This is a genomic window from Mycobacteriales bacterium (genome assembly GCA_030697205.1).
In the GTDB taxonomy this organism is placed as follows: Bacteria; Actinomycetota; Actinomycetes; order Mycobacteriales; family SCTD01; genus JAUYQP01.
Genome location: JAUYQP010000013.1, coordinates 1 through 20862 on the forward strand (window position 1 = coordinate 1; position 20862 = coordinate 20862).

26 protein-coding genes and 2 tRNA genes are annotated in these 20862 nt (G+C 75.0%); 11 read left to right on the forward strand and 17 right to left on the reverse strand.

From position 1 onward, the window contains the following. Together Q8R60_03325 and rsmI are read right to left on the reverse strand one after the other, a co-directional pair. A partial coding sequence (locus Q8R60_03325) for a class I tRNA ligase family protein (GenBank protein ID MDP3711502.1) occupies nt 1-197 on the reverse strand: 197 nt, incomplete at its 3' end. A 92-nt stretch (nt 198-289) separates the two neighbouring features. Further along, complete coding sequence (gene rsmI / locus Q8R60_03330; protein MDP3711503.1) at nt 290-1123, reverse strand: 16S rRNA (cytidine(1402)-2'-O)-methyltransferase; 834 nt, start codon at nt 1121-1123, stop codon at nt 290-292. 64 nt (nt 1124-1187) lie between these two features. On the opposite strand from rsmI, the gene Q8R60_03335 reads away from it, so the two are divergent. Further along, the gene (locus Q8R60_03335; GenBank protein MDP3711504.1) at nt 1188-2786 is read left to right on the forward strand and encodes a phospholipid carrier-dependent glycosyltransferase; all 1599 of its coding nucleotides are present in this window, start codon (nt 1188-1190) and stop codon (nt 2784-2786) included. Nucleotides 2787-2935: 149 nt separating this feature from the next. On the opposite strand, the gene Q8R60_03340 is transcribed toward Q8R60_03335, so the two are convergent. From Q8R60_03340 to Q8R60_03375, 8 genes are all read right to left on the reverse strand, one after another. Then, nucleotides 2936-3009: transfer RNA gene (locus Q8R60_03340), tRNA-Ala, on the reverse strand. A gap of 32 nt (nt 3010-3041) precedes the next feature. After that, the gene (locus Q8R60_03345) at nt 3042-3944 is read right to left on the reverse strand and encodes a hypothetical protein (protein ID MDP3711505.1); all 903 of its coding nucleotides are present in this window, start codon (nt 3942-3944) and stop codon (nt 3042-3044) included. Nucleotides 3945-4088: 144 nt separating this feature from the next. Further along, nucleotides 4089-4700 (reverse strand): GNAT family protein, encoded by a 612-nt coding sequence (locus tag Q8R60_03350; protein ID MDP3711506.1) that lies wholly within the window; start codon nt 4698-4700, stop codon nt 4089-4091. Between the two features lie 3 nt (nt 4701-4703). Beyond that, on the reverse strand, nt 4704-5201 hold the full coding sequence (locus Q8R60_03355; protein ID MDP3711507.1) for a molybdopterin-binding protein: 498 nt from the start codon (nt 5199-5201) through the stop codon (nt 4704-4706). Continuing rightward, nucleotides 5189-5614 carry a cyclic pyranopterin monophosphate synthase MoaC gene (moaC, locus tag Q8R60_03360; protein ID MDP3711508.1) on the reverse strand — a complete coding sequence of 142 codons (426 nt, stop codon included), beginning with the start codon at nt 5612-5614 and terminating at the stop codon, nt 5189-5191. The genes Q8R60_03355 and moaC overlap by 13 nt, the downstream gene beginning before the upstream one ends. A 38-nt stretch (nt 5615-5652) precedes the next feature. After that, nucleotides 5653-6864 carry a molybdopterin molybdotransferase MoeA gene (locus Q8R60_03365; protein MDP3711509.1) on the reverse strand — a complete coding sequence of 404 codons (1212 nt, stop codon included), beginning with the start codon at nt 6862-6864 and terminating at the stop codon, nt 5653-5655. Then, nucleotides 6861-7742, reverse strand: coding sequence for a UTP--glucose-1-phosphate uridylyltransferase GalU (gene galU, locus Q8R60_03370; GenBank protein ID MDP3711510.1), 882 nt, complete (start codon nt 7740-7742; stop codon nt 6861-6863). The genes Q8R60_03365 and galU overlap by 4 nt, the downstream gene beginning before the upstream one ends. 44 nt (nt 7743-7786) lie before the next feature. After that, nucleotides 7787-9763, reverse strand: coding sequence for a diguanylate cyclase (locus Q8R60_03375; protein MDP3711511.1), 1977 nt, complete (start codon nt 9761-9763; stop codon nt 7787-7789). A 70-nt stretch (nt 9764-9833) separates the two neighbouring features. On the opposite strand from Q8R60_03375, the gene Q8R60_03380 reads away from it, so the two are divergent. From Q8R60_03380 to Q8R60_03395, 4 genes are all read left to right on the forward strand, one after another. Beyond that, nucleotides 9834-10352, forward strand: coding sequence for a 5-formyltetrahydrofolate cyclo-ligase (locus Q8R60_03380; GenBank protein MDP3711512.1), 519 nt, complete (start codon nt 9834-9836; stop codon nt 10350-10352). Then, nucleotides 10349-10849, forward strand: coding sequence for a carbonic anhydrase (locus Q8R60_03385; protein ID MDP3711513.1), 501 nt, complete (start codon nt 10349-10351; stop codon nt 10847-10849). The genes Q8R60_03380 and Q8R60_03385 overlap by 4 nt, the downstream gene beginning before the upstream one ends. Nucleotides 10850-10947: 98 nt before the next feature. Then, the gene (locus Q8R60_03390; protein ID MDP3711514.1) at nt 10948-11397 is read left to right on the forward strand and encodes a hypothetical protein; all 450 of its coding nucleotides are present in this window, start codon (nt 10948-10950) and stop codon (nt 11395-11397) included. A gap of 129 nt (nt 11398-11526) precedes the next feature. Beyond that, nucleotides 11527-11829, forward strand: a complete 303-nt coding sequence (locus tag Q8R60_03395) for a zinc ribbon domain-containing protein (GenBank protein MDP3711515.1) — start codon at nt 11527-11529, stop codon at nt 11827-11829. A 2-nt stretch (nt 11830-11831) separates the two neighbouring features. On the opposite strand, the gene Q8R60_03400 is transcribed toward Q8R60_03395, so the two are convergent. Continuing rightward, entirely contained in the window at nt 11832-12194 is a 363-nt protein-coding gene (locus Q8R60_03400; protein ID MDP3711516.1) for a hypothetical protein, read from the reverse strand. Beyond that, entirely contained in the window at nt 12191-12517 is a 327-nt protein-coding gene (locus Q8R60_03405; protein MDP3711517.1) for a hypothetical protein, read from the reverse strand. Before Q8R60_03405 ends, Q8R60_03400 begins: the two co-directional genes overlap by 4 nt. Nucleotides 12518-12664: 147 nt before the next feature. Here Q8R60_03405 and Q8R60_03410 point away from each other — a divergent pair, with 147 nt between their 5' ends. The 4 genes from Q8R60_03410 (at nt 12665) to mscL (ending at nt 16187) form a co-directional block, all read left to right on the forward strand. Then, nucleotides 12665-13459: an S-methyl-5'-thioadenosine phosphorylase gene (locus Q8R60_03410; protein ID MDP3711518.1), complete on the forward strand. Its 795-nt coding sequence runs from the start codon at nt 12665-12667 to the stop codon at nt 13457-13459. Further along, nucleotides 13456-14061, forward strand: coding sequence for an SAF domain-containing protein (locus Q8R60_03415; GenBank protein MDP3711519.1), 606 nt, complete (start codon nt 13456-13458; stop codon nt 14059-14061). The genes Q8R60_03410 and Q8R60_03415 overlap by 4 nt, the downstream gene beginning before the upstream one ends. A gap of 42 nt (nt 14062-14103) precedes the next feature. Further along, nucleotides 14104-15660 carry an FAD-binding oxidoreductase gene (locus tag Q8R60_03420; GenBank protein MDP3711520.1) on the forward strand — a complete coding sequence of 519 codons (1557 nt, stop codon included), beginning with the start codon at nt 14104-14106 and terminating at the stop codon, nt 15658-15660. A gap of 83 nt (nt 15661-15743) precedes the next feature. Further along, nucleotides 15744-16187 carry a large conductance mechanosensitive channel protein MscL gene (gene mscL / locus Q8R60_03425; GenBank protein ID MDP3711521.1) on the forward strand — a complete coding sequence of 148 codons (444 nt, stop codon included), beginning with the start codon at nt 15744-15746 and terminating at the stop codon, nt 16185-16187. Here mscL and Q8R60_03430 read toward each other — a convergent pair. Further along, nucleotides 16184-16345 carry a hypothetical protein gene (locus tag Q8R60_03430; GenBank protein ID MDP3711522.1) on the reverse strand — a complete coding sequence of 54 codons (162 nt, stop codon included), beginning with the start codon at nt 16343-16345 and terminating at the stop codon, nt 16184-16186. The genes mscL and Q8R60_03430 overlap by 4 nt on opposite strands. Before the next feature lie 41 nt (nt 16346-16386). Here Q8R60_03430 and Q8R60_03435 point away from each other — a divergent pair. Then, nucleotides 16387-16459: transfer RNA gene (locus tag Q8R60_03435), tRNA-Arg, on the forward strand. Nucleotides 16460-16607: 148 nt separating this feature from the next. Then, nucleotides 16608-17051 (forward strand): hypothetical protein, encoded by a 444-nt coding sequence (locus tag Q8R60_03440; protein MDP3711523.1) that lies wholly within the window; start codon nt 16608-16610, stop codon nt 17049-17051. Here Q8R60_03440 and mftF read toward each other — a convergent pair. The 4 genes from mftF to Q8R60_03460 form a co-directional block, all read right to left on the reverse strand. Next, the gene (gene mftF / locus Q8R60_03445) at nt 17048-18355 is read right to left on the reverse strand and encodes a mycofactocin biosynthesis glycosyltransferase MftF (protein ID MDP3711524.1); all 1308 of its coding nucleotides are present in this window, start codon (nt 18353-18355) and stop codon (nt 17048-17050) included. The two genes, Q8R60_03440 and mftF, sit on opposite strands and share 4 nt — an antisense overlap. A 74-nt stretch (nt 18356-18429) precedes the next feature. After that, nucleotides 18430-19206: a mycofactocin-coupled SDR family oxidoreductase gene (locus Q8R60_03450; GenBank protein ID MDP3711525.1), complete on the reverse strand. Its 777-nt coding sequence runs from the start codon at nt 19204-19206 to the stop codon at nt 18430-18432. Nucleotides 19207-19318: 112 nt separating this feature from the next. Then, a complete protein-coding gene (mftE, locus tag Q8R60_03455; GenBank protein MDP3711526.1) occupies nt 19319-20002 on the reverse strand; it encodes a mycofactocin biosynthesis peptidyl-dipeptidase MftE in 684 nt (227 codons plus the stop codon). Further along, nucleotides 19999-20862 (reverse strand): mycofactocin-associated electron transfer flavoprotein beta subunit, encoded by an 864-nt coding sequence (locus Q8R60_03460; GenBank protein MDP3711527.1) that lies wholly within the window; start codon nt 20860-20862, stop codon nt 19999-20001. Before Q8R60_03460 ends, mftE begins: the two co-directional genes overlap by 4 nt.

Genomic DNA, 20862 nt, shown 5'->3' on the forward strand with positions numbered 1-20862 from the left:
ACGCCCTGCTGGTCGGCGGCCACCAGGATCGGGGTGCCGTGCTCGTCGGTGCCCGAGACCATGAGTACGTCGTGTCCGGCCATCCGCATGTAGCGGCTGAAGACGTCGGAGGGCACACCGAAACCGGCAACGTGGCCGATGTGGCGCGGGCCGTTGGCGTAGGGCCAGGCGACCGCGGTGAGCACGTGGCGGGACATGCCACCAACCCTAGTGAGCCCGTGACCGGTCCTCGACGGGTTTGTCGTCAGCGGGCCGTCACGCCCCCTGCAGCTCCATCATCGATCGAGGGCTAGGGCTGCGCCTGGCGCTTCGCCGCGACGACGGCGTCGTAGACGGCGCGGCGCGGGGCGCCGGTCTCCGACGCGACCGCGGTGACGGCCTCCTTGCGGGTCAGGCCGGCCGCCTCCCGCAGGGCCACCTCGGCGGCGAGGTCGAGGTCCGCGCGGACCTCCTCGGCACCGGCGAGGACCAGGGTGATCTCGCCGCGAACCTCGCCGGTCGCCCACTGCGCGAGCGAGCCCAGGGTGCCGCGCAGCACCTGCTCGTAGGTCTTGGTCAGCTCCCGGCACACGACGGCGCGGCGGTCCGGGCCGAGCACCGAGACCATGTCGGCGAGCGCGTCGGCGAGCCGGTGCGGCGCCTCGAAGAGCACCACCGTGCGGCGCTCTGCCTGCAGCTCGGCCAGCCGGGTCCGCCGCGCCCCGGCCTTGCGGGGCAGGAAGCCCTCGAAGCAGAAGCGGTCGCTGGGCAGGCCCGACACGGCCAGCGCCGTGGTCACCGCTGAGGGCCCCGGCAGGCAGGTCACCGGCAGGTCCTCCGCGGCGGCGGCCGCCACCAGCCGGTAGCCGGGGTCGGAGACCGACGGCATGCCGGCGTCCGTGACGAGCAGGACGGTCCGGCCCTCGCGCAGCGCCTCGAGCAGGACCGGCGTGCGCTCGGCCTCGTTGGCCTCGTAGTAGCTGACGAGGCGCCCGGTGTAGGTGACGCCCAGGTCGTGGCACAACCGCGTCGTACGACGGGTGTCCTCGGCGGCGAGCACGTCGGCGGTCGCGAGCGCGTCGCGCAGCCGCTGGCTCGCGTCGCCCGGCTGCCCGATCGGGACACCGGCGAGGACGAGGGGCACGCGAGCAGTCTGCCCGGCCACCGGGTCCCTGCGCGGAGCGGCTCCGGCTCCTAGGCTGCGCGCCATGACGGCCACGCTCGAGACCGCCCCCGTCGTCGTGCCGCCGGCCGACGCGCGTCCCACCTGGCGCGAGCGACTTCAGCCGCTGACGAGCAGTCGGGGCGGCTGGCTCGCCACGCTGCTGGTCGCGCTCATCGGCGGGCTGCTGCGCTTCGTCCGCCTCGACATCCCGGGCACCGGCGTCGAGGCCAAGAACGGCGGGACCTTCGGCGCGGGCAAGATCTTCGACGAGATCTACTACGCCTGCGACGCGAAGAACCTGCTCCGCTACGGCGTCGAGCGCAACGCCGCCGACGGCAACTCCGACTGCCTGGTCACCGACGGCGGCAGCTTCATCGTCCACCCGCCGCTCGGCAAGTGGGCGATCGCGATGGGCCAGTGGGCCTTCGGCGAGACCAGCACCTTCGGGTGGCGCTTCTCGGCGGCGTTGTTCGGCACCCTGACGATCGTGGTGCTGGTGCGCGCGGCGCGCCGGATGACCGGGAGCACCCTGCTCGGCTGCCTCGCCGGCCTGCTGCTGGCGCTCGACGGACTGCACTTCGTGCAGAGCCGGGTCGCGATGCTCGACATCTTCCTGTGCTTCTGGGTCACCGCTACTTTCGCCTGCCTCGTCGTCGACCGCGACACGGTCAGGCAGCGGCTCGCCGATGCCGACGACGACGACCTCGACGGGTGGGGGCCACGGGTCGGGCGCCGTCCGTGGCGGCTCGCCGCCGGCATCTGCATCGGTGCGGCCGTCGCGACGAAGTGGAGCGCGCTGTTCTACGTGGTCGTCCTCGTGCTCATGGCCTTCGCGTGGGAGGTCGGCGCCCGGCGTACGGCCGGGGTCGTCGCCCCCGTGCGCGCCACCGTCGTCCGCTCCGTCGCGCCGCTGCTCCTCACCCTGCTCGTCCTGCCCGCCGCGCTCTACGTCCTGTCGTGGGCGGGGTGGTTCCTCACCGACGAGGGCTACGACCGCAACTGGGCGGCCAGCAACCCGGCCAGCGGGCTCGCGACCCTGCTGCCCGACGACCTGCGGTCCTGGTGGCAGTACCACCGCGAGATCTTCGGCTTCCACGACAACCTGTCGTCGCCGCACCCCTACCAGTCGCACCCGATCGGCTGGCTGCTGCTCGCCCGGCCGGTGTCCTACTACTACCCGCAGGGCGTCGGCGCCGGGGAGTACGGCTGCACCGCCGCCTCCTGCGCCCGGGAGGTCCTCGCGATCGGCACGCCGGCGATCTGGTGGGCGACCATCCCGATGCTGGTCGTGTGCCTGTGGCTCTGGGTCTCGCGCCGCGACTGGCGGGCCGCCGCGGTGCTCGTCATGGTCCTCACCGCGATCGTGCCGTGGGTCCGCGACGACCTCGACGGCCGCACGATGTTCCTGTTCTACGCCCTGCCGGCGGTGCCCTTCATGTGCCTCGGCCTGGCGCTGGTCGCCGGCTGGGCGCTCGGCGGTCGCGACGCCACACCACGACGCCGGGCAGCCGCGTCCGCAGGGATCGGGGTCTACGTCGCCGCGGTGCTGCTCAACTTCGTCTTGCTCTACCCGGTCCTCGCCGCGCAGACCCTGGCCTACGACGACTGGCGGCTGCGGATGTGGTTTTCCACCTGGATCTGACGCCGGCCGGGCCCCTCGCGCACAGCCCCGTCATGGGGATGTGGCGATCACGGACGCTCAGGCTCACGGGCATGATCGCCACATCCGGGGCCGGTGGGAGACGACGAGAGCCCCGGGCCGGTCGGCCTCGGGGCTCACGTGCGGACGGGTGGAGCTGAGGGGATTCGAACCCCTGACCCCCTCGATGCGAACGAGGTGCGCTACCGGACTGCGCCACAGCCCCGTCGGTCGTGCGGTGCGAAACGCTACCAGCCGTCAGTCGCCGACCGCGCGCCGCCGCTCGAGGATCGAGTCGAGCTCGTCGTCGTCGTCGAGAGCCCGGCCGATCGGGCCGTCGAGGATGTCCAGACCGGCGTCGAGCGTCGCGCTCCACTCGCCGGGCTTGGTGAGGTCGAGGACCCGCGGGCGGCGCGGCGGGGCCACGGCCTTGGTGACGTAGGTCGGGACCGGCACGGGCACCGGCGACCAGGCCTCGCCGAGGCTGCCGGCGACCGGCTCGTCGTGGCGGGCGGCCGGGGCGGGCAGCGGTGCGGTGAGCGGAGCGGGCCGCGCGGGCATCCGGTCCGGGATGCCGACGACGTGCGCCGGGGTGACGCCGCGAGCCGCGCGACCCACCTGGGCAGCTGCTGCGACAGCGACCGGGGCGGGCCGGCCCGTGGCCGCGCGGACCGGTGCGGCGGGACGGGCCGTCGTCGCCGGGCGGGCGGGAGCGGCGGCGCGGGCCGGTGCGGACGCGCGGACCGGCGGGCGGTGCGTCGTACGCGCTGCCTTGAGCTGCGCCTGTCGGCGGCAGTGCACGACGAAGGCGACCACGAGGGCGTCGAGCAGCAGGTGGACCCACAGCAGCGGGCCGGCGACGAGCGACCCGAGCAGGGTGACGGCGGCGGCGGCCAGCAGGCCGAGGAGGGTACGCCGACGGCGGACCGCGAGCGACACCGTCGGCGCGGGCGCGCGGGGCGCGGGCAGGACGACCAGCGAGCGCTGCCCGACCCGGCTGGTCGAGGACGTGCCCTCGCGCCGGCTCAGGACCCGCATCGCGTCGCTGAAGCGGTCGACCGACGACAGTGAGGAGGTGGAGTCGTGCGACCGCAGCGCCATCGGCACCAGCACCGCGAGCCACGCCCCCACGATGACCAGGAGGATCAGGCCGCTACCCACGGCGACGACGCTAACGACGGGTGACCGTCAGGCGTCGGACGCGCGCCGGTGTGTCGCGCACCGCTTTGCCGCAGGACAGGGTGCTCTCACCTCACCGTCCCTCCCCACGCGTTGCGTCCTGCGGGCGGCGTTGCACCTCGACGCTCACGGCGTAGGACGCAACGAGGGGTTGGGGCGGTCGTCGGTCAGGGCGTAGCCGACGTGGTCGCGCCAGGCGCCGTCGATGTGCAGGTAGCGCAGGTGCAGGGCCTCCTCGCGGAAGCCCAGCTTCTCGACGACCCGGCGCGAGGCGGTGTTCTCCGGCCGGACGTTGGCCTCGATGCGGTGCAGCCCGACCGGGCCGAAGCAGTGGTCGACGACGAGCCCGAGGGCGGTCGGGACGATGCCGCGACCGGCGTGGCGGCCGTCGACCCAGTAGCCGACGGCGGCGCTGTCGAAGGCGCCGCGCACGATCCCCGACACCGTCACCTGGCCGACGAAGCGGCCCTGCCAGGTCACCGCGAAGGGCAGGCAGCGACCACCCCGAGCCTCCGCACGCAGCTGGCGCAGCATGACGGCGAAGACGCCGGCGGTGTGGCGCTCCGCCCAGCTCGCGGTGGGCGGGCCGAGCCGCGCGGGCGCGCCCTCCCACGGGGCGAGCCAGGCCTCGTTGGCCTGCCGCACCTCGACCCACGCGACGGTGTCACGCAGGCGCAGCGGCCGCACGCCGACGTCACCGCTCGACAGCGACACCGGCCAGCCCGGCGCGGTCGCCACCGGTCAGTGGTCGCCGCCGCGCAGCTGCGCGACGGCGTGCCCGACGACCGGGGCGAGCACGGCGACGCCGTCGCGCACCCCGCCGGTCGAGCCGGGCAGGTTGACGACGAGCGTCGTGCCGATGGTGCCGGCGACGCCACGCGACAGGATCGTCGTCGGCACGGCCTCGCGGTTGTACTGCCGCAGCGCCTCGACCAGCCCCGGCGCCTCGCGCTCGAGCAGCGGCCGGGTGGCCTCAGGGGTGACGTCGCGCGGGGACAGCCCCGTCCCTCCCGTGGTCACCACCAGGTCGTACGACGCTGCCGCTGCCTCGCGCAGCGCCCGCTGGATGTCGGCGACCTCGTCCGGCACCACGACCACCGGTGGGCAGGCGAACCCCAGGTCGGTGAGGAGCTCTGCGAGGAGCGGGCCGCTGCTGTCGTGGCGGGCCCCTCCGTGGGAGCGGTCCGACACGGTGACGACCTGCGCGCGGGCGCCCGGCGGCAGGCCTACCGCGCCCACGTGCCGCTCCTGCCCCCGGACTTCGCGTCGACCTGCACCGCGGTGATGACGGCGGCGCGGTCGACGGCCTTGGTCATGTCGACGACCGTCAGGCAGGCCACCGTGACGGCCGTCAGGGCCTCCATCTCCACGCCGGTGCGGTCGGTGGTGCGGACCGTGGCGGTGACCGCGACCCCGGCGTCGTCGACGGCCAGGTCGAGGTCGACTCCGGTGATCGCGAGCGGGTGGCACAGCGGGACGAGGTCGGGGGTGCGCTTGGCGGCCATGATCCCGGCGACCCGTGCCACGGCGAGCACGTCGCCCTTGGGGACGGCGCCGTCGCGCAGCAGGGCGACGCACTCGGCGGACAGCTCGACGCGACCGGTGGCGGTCGCGGACCGGGCCGTGACGTCCTTCGCGGAGACGTCGACCATGCGGGCCGCGCCCTCGTCGTCGAGGTGGGTGAAGCCGGTCACCGGCCGCGCCGCTCGAGGACGAGGACCTCGACCGCGCCGCCGGGCTCGATGCGCTCGACGTCCTCGGGCACCACGGCGAGGGCGTTGGCCCGGGCCATGCCGGCAAGCAGGTGGGAGCCGGCGCCGGAGACCGGACTGACGACGTAGACCCCGTCCATGACCTCGAGCTGCACCCGCAGGAAGGAGCGCTTGCCGGGCGGGGAGTCCAGCGCGGTCAGCGACTTCGCGACGACCCGCGGCCGCTCGACGGGGGTGGCGCCGAGCATGGTGCGGATCGCCGGACGGACGAAGCACTCGAACGACACCAGTGCACTGACCGGGTTGCCGGGCAGGCCGAAGACCGGGGTGCGGTCCGGGCCGATGGTGCCGAATCCCTGCGGCATGCCGGGCTGCATCGCCACCCGCTCGAAGGCGACGTCGCCGAGACGGGCGAGCACCTCGCGCACCACGTCGTAGGCGCCGACCGACACCCCGCCGCTGGTGACGATGAGGTCGGCGCGGACGAGCTGGTCCTCGATCGCGTCGGCGAGCCGACGCGGGTCGTCGGGGACGAGCCCGACGCGGTAGGCGATGGCCCCGGCCTCCACCGCCGCGGCGGTCAGCGCGGGGCTGTTGCTGTCGGCGACCATCCCGGGGCCGAGCGGCTCGCCGGGCTCGACCAGCTCACTGCCGGTGGACAGCACGACGACCCGCGGGCGCGGCCGGACGTGCAGACGCGACCGACCCACCGCAGCGGCGAGCCCGATCTGCGCCGCACCGAGGTGGGTGCCGGCGGTCAGCACGACCTCGCCTGCCTGGACGTCCTCGCCGGCCCGCCGGACGAAGGCCCCCGGCTGGGGTGCGCGGTCGATGCGGACCTGCGCGACACCGCCGTCGGTCCACTCCAGCGGGACCACCGCGTCGGCGCCGGCGGGCAGCGTCGCGCCGGTCATGATGCGCACGCACAGGCCGGGCTGCACCCGCAGTGGCGACGCCGGCCCGGCGGCCACGTCGCCCACGACCGGCAGCGTGACCGGCAGCGACGTGAGGTCGGCGGTCCGCACGGCGTAGCCGTCCATCGAGCTGTTGTCGAAGCCCGGCAGCGGCGCGGGGGCGACCAGGTCCTCGACGAGCACGCAGCCGTGGGCGTCCATCAGGCCGAGCTCGAGCGGGGGCAGCACGGAGACGACCGACAAGACGTCGGCGAGGTGCTGGCTGACCGGCTTCACGCCCGGGCGTCCAGCCACTCGCGCAGCCAGGCGGTGAAGGGCGGCCCGAGGTCCTCGCGGTCGGCAGCGAGCCGGACGACCGCCTTGAGGTAGTCCAGCCGATCGCCGGTGTCGTAGCGGCGGCCACGGAAGACGACGCCGTGCACGGGCTCGAGCGAGATGAGCTCCTGGAGCGCGTCGGTGAGCTGGATCTCGCCGCCGCGACCGGGCGGGGTGCGGCGCAGGACGTCGAAGACCGTGGGCGACAGGACGTAGCGGCCGATGATGGCGAGGTTGCTCGGGGCCTCGTCGACCCGTGGCTTCTCGACCAGGCCGGTGATGCGGACGACGTCGCCGGTGCCCTCGACAGCGGCGCAGCCGTAGAGGCTGATCTGGTCGTGCGGCACCTCCATGAGGCACACGACGCTGCCGCCCTCGCGCTGCTGCACGGCCACCATCTCCTCGAGCAGGTGGTCTCGCTCGTCGATGAGATCGTCACCGAGCAGCACCGCGAAGGCCTCGTCGCCGACGTGAGGCGCCGCCGCGAGCACCGCGTGGCCGAGGCCCTTGGGGTCGCCCTGCCGCACGTAGTGCACGGTGGCCAGCTCCGAGGTGGCCCGGACCAGTGCGAGCTTGGCGGTGTCGCCCTTGGCCTCGAGCGACATCTCCAGCTCGACGTTGCGGTCGAAGTGGTCCTCGAGCGGGCGCTTGCCACGACCGGTCACCATGAGCACGTCGGTGAGGCCGGCGCGGACGGCCTCCTCCACGACGTACTGGATGGCGGGCTTGTCGACGACCGGGAGCATCTCCTTGGGCGTCGCCTTGGTGGCGGGCAGGAAGCGCGTGCCGAGGCCGGCTGCGGGGATCACGGCCTTCGTGATGGTCGAGCGGAGGGGCATGCCGCGACCCTAGTGGCCGCGCGTGACCGGACCGTGCCGTGCGCTCAACGGGTGTCGAGGTCGCTGAGGTCGACGACCCGCGGGCCGGCGGTGCGCCAGGTGTCGCGGCCGGAGTCCTTGGCGTCGTAGAGCGCCTCGTCGGCGCGGCGCAGCAGGGTCGACGACGACGCGCCGTGCAGCGGGAAGACCGCGACGCCGATCGAGACGGTGACGTCGACAGGGTCCTGGCCGGGGTCGCCGAAGGGGCGTCGGCGCACAGCGTCGCAGATCCGCTCGGCGGCCTGCTGACCACCCTCCTCGTCGGTCTCCGGCAGGACCACGACGAGCTCCTCCCCGCCGTAGCGGGCCAGGGTGTCGACGTCGCGGACCTGGCTCTTGACCCGGCCCGCCAGCTCGACGAGGACGGCGTCGCCGCGCGGGTGGCCGTGGGTGTCGTTGACCGCCTTGAAGTGGTCGACGTCGATCATGAGCAGGGTCAGCGGGCGGCCGAAGCGGGCGGCGCGCTCGATCTCCTTCGCGACCGTCATCGTGAAGTAGCGGTAGTTCCACAGACCGGTGAGGCCGTCGGTGATGGACAGCCGCTGGGCCTCCTCGTGGAGCACGACGTTGTCGACGGCCACCGACGCCTGCGAGGCGAAGGTGCGGATGGTGGCGAGGTCGGACTCGGTGAAGTCCTCCGCGTCGGCCCGGTCGAACAGGTCGAGCACGCCGATGACCTGGCCGCCGGACCGCAGGGGCACCGCGATCATGCTGGTGGCGGTCGGCTCGCCGACCGCGCCGTGCAGCGCACCTGGACCGATGCCGACGCGGCCGACGACCGGCTCGCCGCCGGACGCGACACGACCCGAGACCCCGGTGCCAGCGGGCATCCGCAGGTCGTCGGGGATGCGGTGCGGCTCGAGCCCCCTACCGACCCGCAGGACGAGCTCGGAGCGGTCCGGGCTGAGCAGCAGCACCATGCCGGCGCGGGCGCGGGTCGCGGCCATCGCGGTCTCGAGGACGACGGCGAGGATGCCGTCGAGGTCGTGGGTGCTCGACAGGGTGTCGCCGAGCCGGGCGAGCCCGGCCTGCAGCTCGTCGCGGCTGGCCTCGAGGGCGCGGATGTAGGTCCGCAGGTCCTCGGTCATGTCGTTGAAGGCCGCGGCGAGGGTCCCGACCTCGTCACGGGAGCGCACGGGGATCGTGGTCTCGAGGTCACCGGCGGCGATGCGGGCCGCCGCCTCGCCGAGCTCCTCGAGGGGCCGGGTGGTGGCGCGGGCCAGCACCAACGCGATGAGCGACGCCAGGCCGACCGCGCCGAGCAGGACGAGCGAGGCGACCGGCAGCACACCGGGCCCGGCCTCCACGGGCTCGACGACGAGCAGCCCGAGGGGCTGGGACTCGGTGGCCCGGCGGAAGACGGCCGCCTGGCCGCCCACCACGACCCCGTCACCCCCTGCCGCGCGGGCGGCGTCGAGCAGCGCGCCGGAGACGGTGCCCGTCGCGGCCACGACCCGGTCACCGGCGTAGAGCGCGACGACGTCCTTGCGGGTCGCGTCGCGCAGCAACGTCGCGAAGCGGGTGTCGACCTCGAAGGCCGCGATGACGGTGCCCGCGGGGGCGCCGGTCGGGGTGCGCAGCTCGAGGACCTGGGTGATGAACGGCTCGTCGACGGCCGCGCCGGACTCGCAGCTGACGGGGGTCGTCGGCAGCCGACCCGACTCCCCCACCAGGTCGCCGGAGCTGTCCAGGACACGCAGTCCGTCGGCGATGCCGCCCTCGACCAGCCGGGCGAGCTCGGGAGTCGCCACCTTGGGTCCGAGCCCCGACGAGGCCCGGCCCGCGGCGATGGCGGCGGCCTGCGCCCGATGGCAGTAGCCGGCGAGCACGTTCGACGCGGTCTGAGCGGTGTCGGACAGCCCCGACAGCTGGCGGCCCTCGACGGCCGCGGGCACGAGGCGCATGACGAGCACGGCGCCGACGAGCAGCGGCACGAGGACGACGAGGACGAACGCCACCGTCAGGCGGGTGCGCAGCGTCACGCCCCGCTCCCCTCGTCACCCGGCCAGGCCGCGCGGCAGCCCGGTGCCCCCGCCCTGCCATGCTCCCACGGTGGAGCCCAGTGGCGGAGAGGCCGGACGGCACAGCGCGAAGTCCGCCATCCGGAGCAACGTCCTCGCCGCGCGCCGCGACCTCACCGAGGACACCCTCGAGGCGAGTGCCCGGCGCACGACTGCGGCACTGCGACCGCTGCTCGCGCAGGCGGCGCGCGTCGCGTCGTACTCCCCCCTGCCCTTCGAGCCGCGCCCGCCGCTCGTCGAGGGCGCCCTGCTGCCCGTGCTGCTCGGCGACGGTGACCTCGACTGGGAGGTCGAGGGAGTACGCCGGGGGGTGGCGGCCGTCGCGGGTGTCGACCTGGTGATCGTGCCCGCCGTCGCCGTCGACCGGTCGGGGGTGCGGCTCGGGCGGGGCGGTGGCAGCTACGACCGGGCGCTGGCGAGGACCGGCGCTGTGACGGTCGCCCTGCTGCACGACGGCGAGCTCTTCGACGCGCTGCCGGTCGAGCCGCACGACGTGCGGGTGGGGTGGGTCGTGACGCCGTCACTGGGCCTGGTGGGATTGACCGCATGAGCGATGCGTTCGACGACGTACTGACGGCCAACCGCGACTTCGCGGCGGAGTTCGTAGACGACGGGCTGCCGGGCAGGGCCGCCCGCGGCCTGGCCGTCGTGACCTGCATGGACTCGCGCATCGAGCCGCTGCGGATGCTCGGCCTGCAGCGCGGCGACGCGAAGATCCTGCGCACCGCCGGCGCGCGCGTCACCGACGACGTCCTGCGCAGCCTCGTCCTCGCCCACCACCTGCTCGGCGTCGACCGGGTCGTCGTCGTGGCCCACACCGACTGCGGCATGGCCAAGGTGACCGACGAGGTCGTGCACGCGACCATCGCCCGGGAGAGCGGCGTCGACAGCCGGTCGCTGGACTTCCACACGATCACCGACCAGACGGCCACGCTGCAGCACGACGTGCAGCGGATCCGCTCGCTGCACTACCTGCCCGACGCGATGCCGGTCCTCGGCGCGATCTACGACGTGCGCACCGGCCGGCTGACCGTCGAGGTCCCCTAGCTCGTCGGCGGTGTGGCTCTCGCCACTGCGTCGAACCGGGCACGCCCGGTGGCCGTACGAACGTTGATAACTGCATCACCCCATCGAGAGGACCGCTCGTGCTCGTCACCCGGACCGCCACTGCCCTCGGCGCCGCTGCCCTGCTCTCCCTGACCGCCTGCGGTGGGGGTGAGGACGACCCGACGCTGTCCGCCCCGACCACCGCGGGTGGCCCCACGACCGGCGCGACCACGGGCGGGACCGCGCCCGCCGCCGGCAGCACCCTGCTCGCGCTGGTCGGCACGAAGGAGTCGCCGCAGGCCTTCGAGATCTCGCTGACCGACGAGACCGGCAACGCCGTGACGACGCTGGCCGCCGGCACCTACTCGATCAAGGTGACCGACGAGAGCACCATCCACAACTTCGCCCTCAAGGGCGACGGCGTGGAGATGGAGACCAGCGTCGACGGCAAGGAGTCGCCGACCTGGAGCGTGACCTTCAAGGCCGGCGACTACACCTACATCTGCGACCCGCACCCGAGCATGAGCGGCAGCTTCAGCGTCACCTGACCGCCGACGGCTGGGTCGACGCCTGTGGACGCGCGCCGGGGGCACCTGGCACACTTGGCACTCACCACCCGCGAGTGCCAGCCAGTCACGCCACTCGCCGCTGCACCGCCCGACGCCCGAGGAGAGACCGTGCCGACCTACCAGTACGCCTGCACCGCGTGCGGAGAGTCGCTGGAGGCCGTCCAGTCCTTCACCGACGCCGCGCTCACGGAGTGCCCGGCGTGCGGGGGTCAGCTCCGCAAGGTCTTCTCCGCCGTCGGCGTCGTCTTCAAGGGCTCCGGCTTCTACAAGACCGACAGCCGGTCGTCCTCGAGCAGCGCCGACAAGCCCGCCGCGAAGACCGACAGCCCGAAGACCGACAGCACAAAGACCGAGAGCACCCCTTCGGCCAAGCCTGCCGCCGCGAGCACCTCGAGCACCCCCGCGGCCTGACGTCAGGCGACGTGCGCGACGAGCCGTTCGGTCGCGACGTTCGAGACCACCTGCTCGGGAAGGCCGAGCGCGCTGAGGAGCTCGACGAGCGCGGTCAGACTGCGTTGCCCGCTGACCCGGACCCGAGTCTGGTCCGGCAGGTGTGAGTCGAGCCGAGCGACGAGGGCGTAGACCCGACCCTCGAGCTCGAGGAGCAGCTCGGCACTGCGCCCCATCTCGTCGGTGACGTCGTGGAAGGGCAAGCCGGTGTGCTGGCTCAGGTCCGCCGCAGACATGTCGAGATCAGCCAGGTAGCGCAGCTCGAGACCCTGCTCGACGAGGACCTCCACCGGGAGGACCTTCGCCTGTGACTTGTCGGCGCTCATGCGTCCTCCTTCCGGAGGATTCTCGTCACCTCGACCGGGATCTCAGCGTAGTCCTCGTCACGCGTCGGGTCATGTCCGAGCGTGACGTCATGGCGCCACCCGGACCAGTTCGCCTCGACGGGGTCTCCGTTGCGGTCCGGCTGAACGCTGGTCACGAACTCGATGCCGGATGCTCCTGGTGGGAGCGGCCCGTAGTACGCCTGGGCCAAGGGCCGGTCGCCGCTGAACCGTGACGGGTACCCCCGTAGCCGGCCGGTGCGCTTGATGAGCTCCGCATCTGCGTCGGTCTGCGTCAGGGAGTGCAGCCGGTAGTAGTCGCTCACAGCTGCTCCTGGTCGACCCGCCGAGTCGGCGAACTCGCGGCGGTGTCGCGCGCACGCTAGGGCTGGCCGTCACCGACGCCAGCGAGACCGCAGACCGACCTGTGGACGACGGGCGCGAGGCCCGGATCGCGTCCTAGGGTTCTGCGCATGGCAGACATCGGCGTCATCGGGGGCTCCGGCTTCTACCGCTTCCTCGCCGACGTCCGCGAGGTCGAGGTCGAGACGCCGTTCGGCCCGCCGAGCGACCCGGTCGTCGTCGGTGTCGTGGGAGACCGCGAGGTGGCGTTCCTCCCGCGCCACGGCGCCGACCACCGCTTCCCGCCGCACCGCATCCCCTACCGCGCCAACCTCTGGGCGCTGCGCGCGCTCGGGGTCCGCCAGGTCCTCGCGCCCTGCGCGGTCGGCGGCCTGCAGCCGCACCTCGGGCCGGGGTCGCTCGTCGTCCCCGACCAGCTCGTCGACCGCACCTCGGGCCGTCCCCAGACCTTCTACGACGACGGCACCGTCCACGTCGCCTTCGCCGACCCCTACTGCCCGGTCGGGCGCGCCGTCGCCGTCGAGACAGCTCGCACCCACGACTGGGAGCCCACCGACGGCGGCACCTGCGCGGTCGTCGAGGGCCCGCGCTTCGGCACCCGCGCGGAGTCGCAGTGGTTCGCAGCGCAAGGCTGGTCGATCGTCAACATGACCCAGCACCCCGAGGCTGTCCTCGCCCGCGAGCTCGCCCTCTGCTACACCGCGATCGCCCTCGTCACCGACCTCGACGCCTCCGTCGAGGGAGCAGGCGGCGTGACGATGGAGGAGGTCTTCCGGGTCTTCGGCGACAACACCGAGCGACTGCGCGCACTGCTGTACGACGTGGTCGCGGGCCTCCCCCTCGAGCGGACCTGCCCGTGCGCCGGGGCGCTCGACGGGATGGACCTCCCGCTGGCCTTGCCGTGACCCCGGCCGACCTGCGCCGGGCGGTCCGCCGCCACCGCGCGCTGCTCGCCGCGGGCCTCGCCGCCGGTGCGGTCGCCGCCGGGCTGTCGGTCGCCGCCCCCGCCCCGCCACCGACCGTCGAGGTGCTCGCGGCCGCCCGCGACCTCGTCGCCGGCGCGGTCGTCGCGCAGGAGGACCTGACCCGGGTCGCGCTGCCGGTCGCCGCCGTGCCGTCCGGGGCGCTGACCGACTCCTCGCTCGCGCTCGGCCGGCTGCTCGCCGGGCCGGTCCGCCGGGGCGAGACGCTCACCGACGTGCGCGTCGTCGGCTCCGGCCTGCTCGAGAAGGCCACGATCGGGACCGTCGCGGTGCCGCTGAGACTGGCCGACCCGGCGGCCGCGGCGCTGCTGCGGGCCGGCGACCGGGTCGACGTCCTCGCGGCCACCGACGGCGCGCCCGTGGCAGCCACCGTCGCGAGCGGCGTCGAGGTCCTCGCCGTGCCGTCCGCTGTCGGTGACCTCGGCGAGGGCGGCCTCGTCGTGGTCGCGACGACACCCGAGGTGGCGGCCCGCCTCGCCGCCGCAGCGGTCGGGGGGCGGCTGTCGGTGACGGTGCGGCGCTGAGCCTCTCGTCGTACTCCTCCTGGCGTGGCAAGGTGCGGTCTCGTGAGCGACTCCTACCGGGTGTGGGGCTGGGGCGACCCGGCTGACGAGCCGACCGCGCAGGGGCTCACCGAGCTCGCGCCCTACGTCGCCGCGGTCACCGGCGTCGCGGTGCAGCCACCCGAAACGCCCGGGCCGCTACCGGTCGTTGCGCCCTCCCGTCGGCTCGGCGCGCTGCCGGCGTCGCTGCGCGACCTTGCCTCCGACGACCCCGTCGACCGGGCCAGGCACGGGATCGGGCGGGCCTACCGCGACCTGATCCGCGGGCTGCGCGGCGAGCTCGTCGATGTGCCGGACCTCGTGCTGAGGCCGGCAGACGAGCAGGGCGTCGTCGACGTCCTCGACTGGTGCGCGTCGGTCGGGGCCCCGGTCGTGCCCTTCGGCGGCGGGTCGTCGGTCGTCGGTGGCGTCGAGCCGCGCGGCCTCGAGACCGCGGTGTCGCTCGACCTGTCGCGGCTCGCTGGTCTCGTCGAGGTCGACGCCACCAGCCGCGCGGTGCGGCTGCGGGCGGGGACCTTCGGACCGGCCGCCGAGCAGGCCCTTAAGCCGCACGGCCTGACGCTGCGCTTCTACCCCCAGAGCTTCGAGCGCTCGACCGTCGGTGGCTGGGTCGCGACCCGCGCCGCCGGTCACTTCTCGACCGGGGCGACGCACGTCGACGACCTCGTCGAGTCGGTCCGGGCGGTGACGCCGGTCGGGGTGTGGGAGTCGCGGCGGCTGCCGGGCTCCGGCGCCGGGCCCTCGCCGGACCGCCTGCTGCTCGGGTCGGAGGGGACCCTCGGCGTCCTCACCGAGGCGTGGCTGCGGGCCCAGCCCCGGCCGGCCCACCGGTGGCAGGCGACGCTGGCCGCGCCGACCTTCACGGCGGGCTGCGAGGCGGTGCGGCTGCTGGTGCAGTCGGGCGCGCGGCCCGCGACCTGCCGGCTCGTCGACGCCGCCGAGTCGGCGCTGACCGGCACCCTCACGACCGGCGAGGCCGCGCTCGTCCTCGGCCTGGAGTCGCTGCACGACCCGGTCGACGGCGCATCCCTGCTCGACCTGCTGCAGGGCGCCGGCCTGCGGGTCGTCGAGGCCGGTGCCCGCGGCGCCGCCGGCGAGTCGTGGCGGTCGACCTTCGTCCGCGCGCCCTACCTGCGCGAGTCGCTCGTGCTGCTCGGCGTCCTCGTCGAGACCTTCGAGACCGCGATCACCTGGGACCGCCTCGACGCGCTGGTGACGTCGGTGACGGCCGCGGTCGAGGACGCGCTGCTGCGGGTCTGCGGGGGTGGGCGCGTGACGTGCCGACTGACACACGTCTACGCCGACGGCGCTGCGCCGTACTTCTCCGTCTTCGCCCCCGCCCGGCGCGGCAGCGAGGTCGCGCAGTGGGACGAGGTGAAGGTCGCCGCGTCGGAGGCGCTCGCCGCCGCGGGCGGCACGATCACGCACCACCACGCGGTCGGGCGCGACCACCGGCCCTGGTACGACGAGCAGCGGCCGGAGCCCTTCGCGATCGCGCTGCGGGCAGCCCGTGCGGCCCTGGACCCCGCGGGCGTACTCAACCCGGGAGTGCTGGTGTGACCTGCAGGTAGTAGCCGTCGGACCTCTTGCAGGTCCATGATCGCAACGTCAGCCCCCCCCCGCTCTCACCCCGAGGAGTGCACGTGGACGGCTTCAAGAAGTTCCTGCTACGCGGCAACGTCGTCGACCTCGCCGTCGGTGTCGTCATCGGTGCGGCGTTCGGCGCGGTGGTCACCGCCTTCACGACCGGCCTCCTCACGCCACTGATCGGGCTGTTCGGCAACAAGAGCTTCGATCAGTACCAGGCCTGCCTCAAGGGCGCCTGCACGATCGCCGACGACGGCACCGTCGACGGCGTCCTCCTGCGCTACGGCGCCGTCCTCACCGCACTGCTCAACTTCGTCATCGTCGCGGCCGTCATCTACTTCTTCGTGGTCAAGCCCATCGGCCGACTGATGGACAAGTTCAAGACCGAGCCGGAGCCCTCCGACCCGGTCAAGGAGTGCGCGGAGTGCCTGTCGAAGATCCCGGTCGCGGCGACCCGCTGCGCCTTCTGCACCGTCGAGCAGCTCGAGGCCGTCGGCTAGCTCTTCTCCTCGTGGTGCGGCGGGCGCTCGCTCAGGAAGCGCTCGTCGTCCTGCGGGGTCTCGTCGCGCTCGACCGGCTCCGCGCGGGGCTCCTCGCCGGGCGGCGTCGCGCCCGGCGGACCCACCGCCCGCCGCCTGCGTCTGCCCGCCTCCGCCACCCCGCCGAGGCTAGTCGCGGCCCGGTAGCCTGGGTCGGCCAGCCTCCGTAGCTCAGTGGATAGAGCGCCTCCGTCCTAAGGAGGGCGTCGGGAGTTCGATTCTCTCCGGGGGCACCCCCTCCTCGTGCAGGCGACGTCATGTCGGGGATGACGACGTGTGCTGCCCGGCCCGTGAGGGCCAGCAGAGTCTGGTCCTGCTGACCGTGGCAACAGGTCCCGACGGACCATGTACTCAGGTGTCTGCACTGCCGATGGTGTCCGGGTGACCGACCACGACTCCCTGACCCGGTCGACCGCGCACGTCGAGGCGCCTGTCGGCAGCATCCCCACCCAGCGCGTCCCCGCGCGGGAGGCCCGCTACGCCGCGGCCCCGCTCGACCTCGCCGACCCCGGCGTGCTGCTGCGGTCCTGGATGCAGACCCTCCACGGCCCGGGGCTCGACCCGCGACCGCGCACCACCGGCCCGCTGCCGAGCGCGCGCCAGCTGCTCCCGACGGTGCTGTCCTGGCACGTCGCCTACGCCGTGATCGCGCTCGCAGGCGCCCTGGCCGTGCAGCGCAGCGGCTCCGGGTCGGTCGTCGCCGACGAGCTCGCCGCCGCCGGGCGACCCGGTCTCGTCGTCGCGACGCTGCTGCTGTGGTGGGGCGGGGTGGCCGCGGCGACGGTGCTGTGGTGGGCCGGGGTCGCGAGCACCCGGAACCGCTAGTCGGGTCGTCGCAGCGACGGCAGCAGCGGTCGTGCGGTGCGGTGCCTGAGCGCACCGGCCCAGACCCCGAGGCCGTAGGCGAGCTCGTCCACCGCGCGGACCGCCGTCCACCGCACCGGGTCCACCGGCGGGCGCAGCCGGGCCCACTCGACGACGTGCGGGAGCACCGCGAGGGCGACGCCCGTGCGGCCACGGACCAGCAGCGGCGCGAGCGAGCCGAGGACCCGGCCGAGCCGCTGGGCGGTCCCGCTGACGCCCTGCGCGACCGTGACGGCGGCGACCTCACCGGGCAGCCCGTCGAGCTGTCGGGCGAGCCTCACCGTCGGGACGGCGGCGGCCAGCAGCGCCGGCCCCGGCCGGCGGGTCAGCAGCAGCGCGACGACGGCGGTCGGCCACGGGCGCAGCACCAGGTGGGTGAGGCGCACCCCGTGGCGCGTCGCGAGGGGCGCGGCCGAGGTGCCGTAGCGGAACCGCCTCGTGAGCACACCCCGCCAGGTCTCGGGCTCGACGTGGGCCACCTCCACCGACGGGTCGTAGCGCACCGTCCAGCCCGCGTCGTGCAGCCGCCACGCCAGGTCGACGTCCTCGCCGTAGCGCAGCGCCGGGTCGAAGGCCGGCTCCGGCAGGGCTGCGACCCGCACGAGCAGCGCGGCGGTCGGGACGTAGGCGACGGCACCGCCCGGTCGCACCCGAGCCGGGTGCGCGCCGAGGTCGAGCGGGCTGCGGGCCGCCGACACCCGCCCCCGCACGGTCGGCCCCGCCGTCCCCACCACTCGCGGCGCGACCGCCGCGACAGCCGGGTCGGCGAGGTGCCCCAGCAGCCGTGACAGCCAGTCCGCCGGGGGGCGGCAGTCGCTGTCGACGAAGGCGGCGTACGCCGTGCCCGTGTGCGCGAGCCCGCTCGTGCGAGCGGCCCCCGGCCCCCCGCAGGTCTCGCGCCGGACGAGTCGGGCGCCGTGCCGCGCGACGACCGCCGCGACCGCTGCGGGGTCGAGCGACCCGTCATCGACGACGACCACCGGAGCCGCCCGGCCGAGGGCGGTGAGGCAACCGTCGAGCTCAGCGGCCCGGTCCTTCACGGGCACGACGACGGTCACGTCGGCCACCGCAGCCGGCCGTGGCCGGGGGTGGGCGAGGCCGCCGTCGAGCAGGGTGCGCGCCAGTCGCTGCGAGCCGACCCGCCCCTGCGCGAGGCCGGCGAGCACGGCACCCGCGGTCGGCCCGAGCCGCAGCAGCCGACCCGGGTCACCGCCGAGCAGCACCCGCCCGTCGGCCGACCGCCGCACCCGCGGGTCGAGGTGCACCGGCAATCCCTCGGGCAGCCGGTCCGACAGCGGACCCGCAGGGCGGTCGCTCCGGGCAGCCGGACCGCCCGGTGTCACAGCGACAGGCCGCCGTCGACGGCGAGCGTCGCCCCCGTCACGGCGCCGCTGCCCGCACCCGCCAGCCACACGATCGCGGCAGCCACCTCAGCCGGGTCGACGAGCCGCCCGAGCGGCTGCTGGCTCGCGAAGTCGTGGGCGGACTCGAGCCGGTAGAGCCGGGCGCTCTCGTCGAGCACCCGCGTCTCGGTGGAGCCGGGACTCACGGCGTTGGCCGTCACGCCCGTGCCGGCGAGCTCGGCAGCCAGGCCACGGACCAGGCCGGTCACCCCGGCCTTGGCCGCGCAGTAGGCCGCGAGCTGCGGCAGCCCTCGGGTCGCGGCGGCCGACGCGACCGCGACGAAGCGACCCGAGCGGGGCGCGGGGCGGCGTAGCAGCGCGGGCACGCCGACCCGCGCGGCCGTGACGACCCCGCCGAGGTCGACCTCCAGTACCGCGCGGACCTGCTCCTCCGGCTGCTCCCACAACGGCACCCCGCCGGCGACGACGCCGGCGACGGCGAGCACCGCGTCGAGCCCGCCGAAGCGCTCCTCGGCGACCGCCACGGCCGCGCCCAGGGCCGCGCCGTCGCAGGTGTCCGCGACCACCGCCAGGGCCCCGGTCTCGGCGGCCAGCGCGTCGAGCTCCTCGCGGGTCCCGAGCCCGTAGGGCAGCCGCGGGTCGTCCGCGCACCGGTCGGTGGCCACCACCGCCCAGCCGTCCGCCGCGAGCGCCCGCACCGTCGCGGCCCCGATGCCGCGCGCCGCCCCCGTCACCAGCGCGACCCGCGTCACGGCTGCCCCTCCGTCGTACGCCCCTCATCCGCGAATGGGGATCCCCGTTCGCACATCCGGGAGCCTGCGCGCAGAACGGGGATCCCCATACGCACCAAGGTGTGCAGCCGCGTCATGCGGGCTCGACCGTCAGCCAGGCGACGACGGTGGCCTCCAGGTCGTCGACGGCCTCGGCGAGCAGCGCGCGGCCCTCCTCCGCCGAGGCCCCCGCGGGGTCGCCGAGGACGCCGTTGGTCGAGACGGCGCGCAGGCCGTCGCGCCGCAGCGCGGGCAGGATCTCAGCCAGCGGCGCGACCTCGCCCGCGTCGCGCGCAGGCCCCACCCGTGAGGGGTCGAGCGCGAGCTGCACCGAGGTCTCGGTGCGGCCGGCGTGGGCGTCGCCGCGCCAGCGCGGGGCCCAGACGAGCACGTCGCGCGACTCGGCCCGCAGCCGCGCGGCCGCGGCGGCGAGGGTCGGCGCGTTGCCGCCGTGGCCGTTGACGAGCAGCACGTGGCGGAAGGTCTCCGTCGCCGAGCGCACCAGCTCGATGAGCAGCAGCTCGAGCGCCTCGTGACCGATCGACAGCGTCCCGGCAAAACCGGCGTGCTCGCCGCTCGCGCCGTAGGGCACGGCCGGGGCGACGACGACGTCGGTACGCCGCTCGGCGAGGCCGTGCGCGAGAGCGACCGCGATGTCGGTGTCGGTCGACAGCGGCAGGTGGGGGCCGTGCTGCTCGGTCGACCCGAGCGGCACGGCCAGGACCTCGTCGGGGACGGCCGGCCAGGTCAGGTCGCCCAGCCGCGCACCCGCCGTCACGTGACCGCCCAGCCGGTGCGGGCCTCGGTGAGGTAGCCGTGGCGGACGAGGAAGTCGAGCAGCACGTCGGCGGCCTCGGCGGCGTCGACCGGCCCGACGACGGTCGGCGGCTCGTGGGAGAGCAGCGCGCCGGTGAGGGCGAGCAGCCGCTCGCGGGGCGAGCCGGTCGGGGGCGCGACGTGGCGCGGGCGGGGCCGCGAGGCGCGGGCCGCGACGACCCGCACCCGCGACGGGCCGACGGCCACCGGGGCGACCGGGACCTCGAGCGACGCCGCGGCCAGGGCGGCGGGCAGCGGCGCGCGACGCAAACGCACCCCCGCGCCCTCGACCGAGCAGACCGCCGGGGTCGGCACCCGCATCCGCTCGCGGCGGCCGAGGTCGAGCCGTCGCTCGGCGAGCAGCTCGCCGTCGACGAGCTCGAGGGAGACCAGGCCGGGGGCCTGCACGCAGCCGAGCTCGTGGGCGACGAAGGCCGGCAGCGCACCCGTCCCCCGGTCGGCGCTGCGGTCCGCGCAGAGCACCAGGTCGGGGCGCTCGCCGCCCAGGGCCGCGACCAGCGCGCGGGCGAGGACCTGCTCGTCGGCGGCGAGCTCGTCGACGTAGGAGGGCGTCCACGCGACCCGTCGTACGTCTGCTCCGAGGGCCGCCGCGTCGCGCAGCGAGGCGTCGACCTCGGGACCGCCTGCGGACATGGCGAGCACCGTGCCGCCGGTGGCCTCCGCGATCCGCAGCCCGTGCTCGAGCGCGGCCGCGTCGGCGGCCGACGGCGCGGCCGCGCGGGGGTCGCGCGCGACGGCACCGGTGAGCGGGTCGACCTCGGCTCGCAGGTCGGTGCAGCGCAGCAGGACGACGACTCTCAT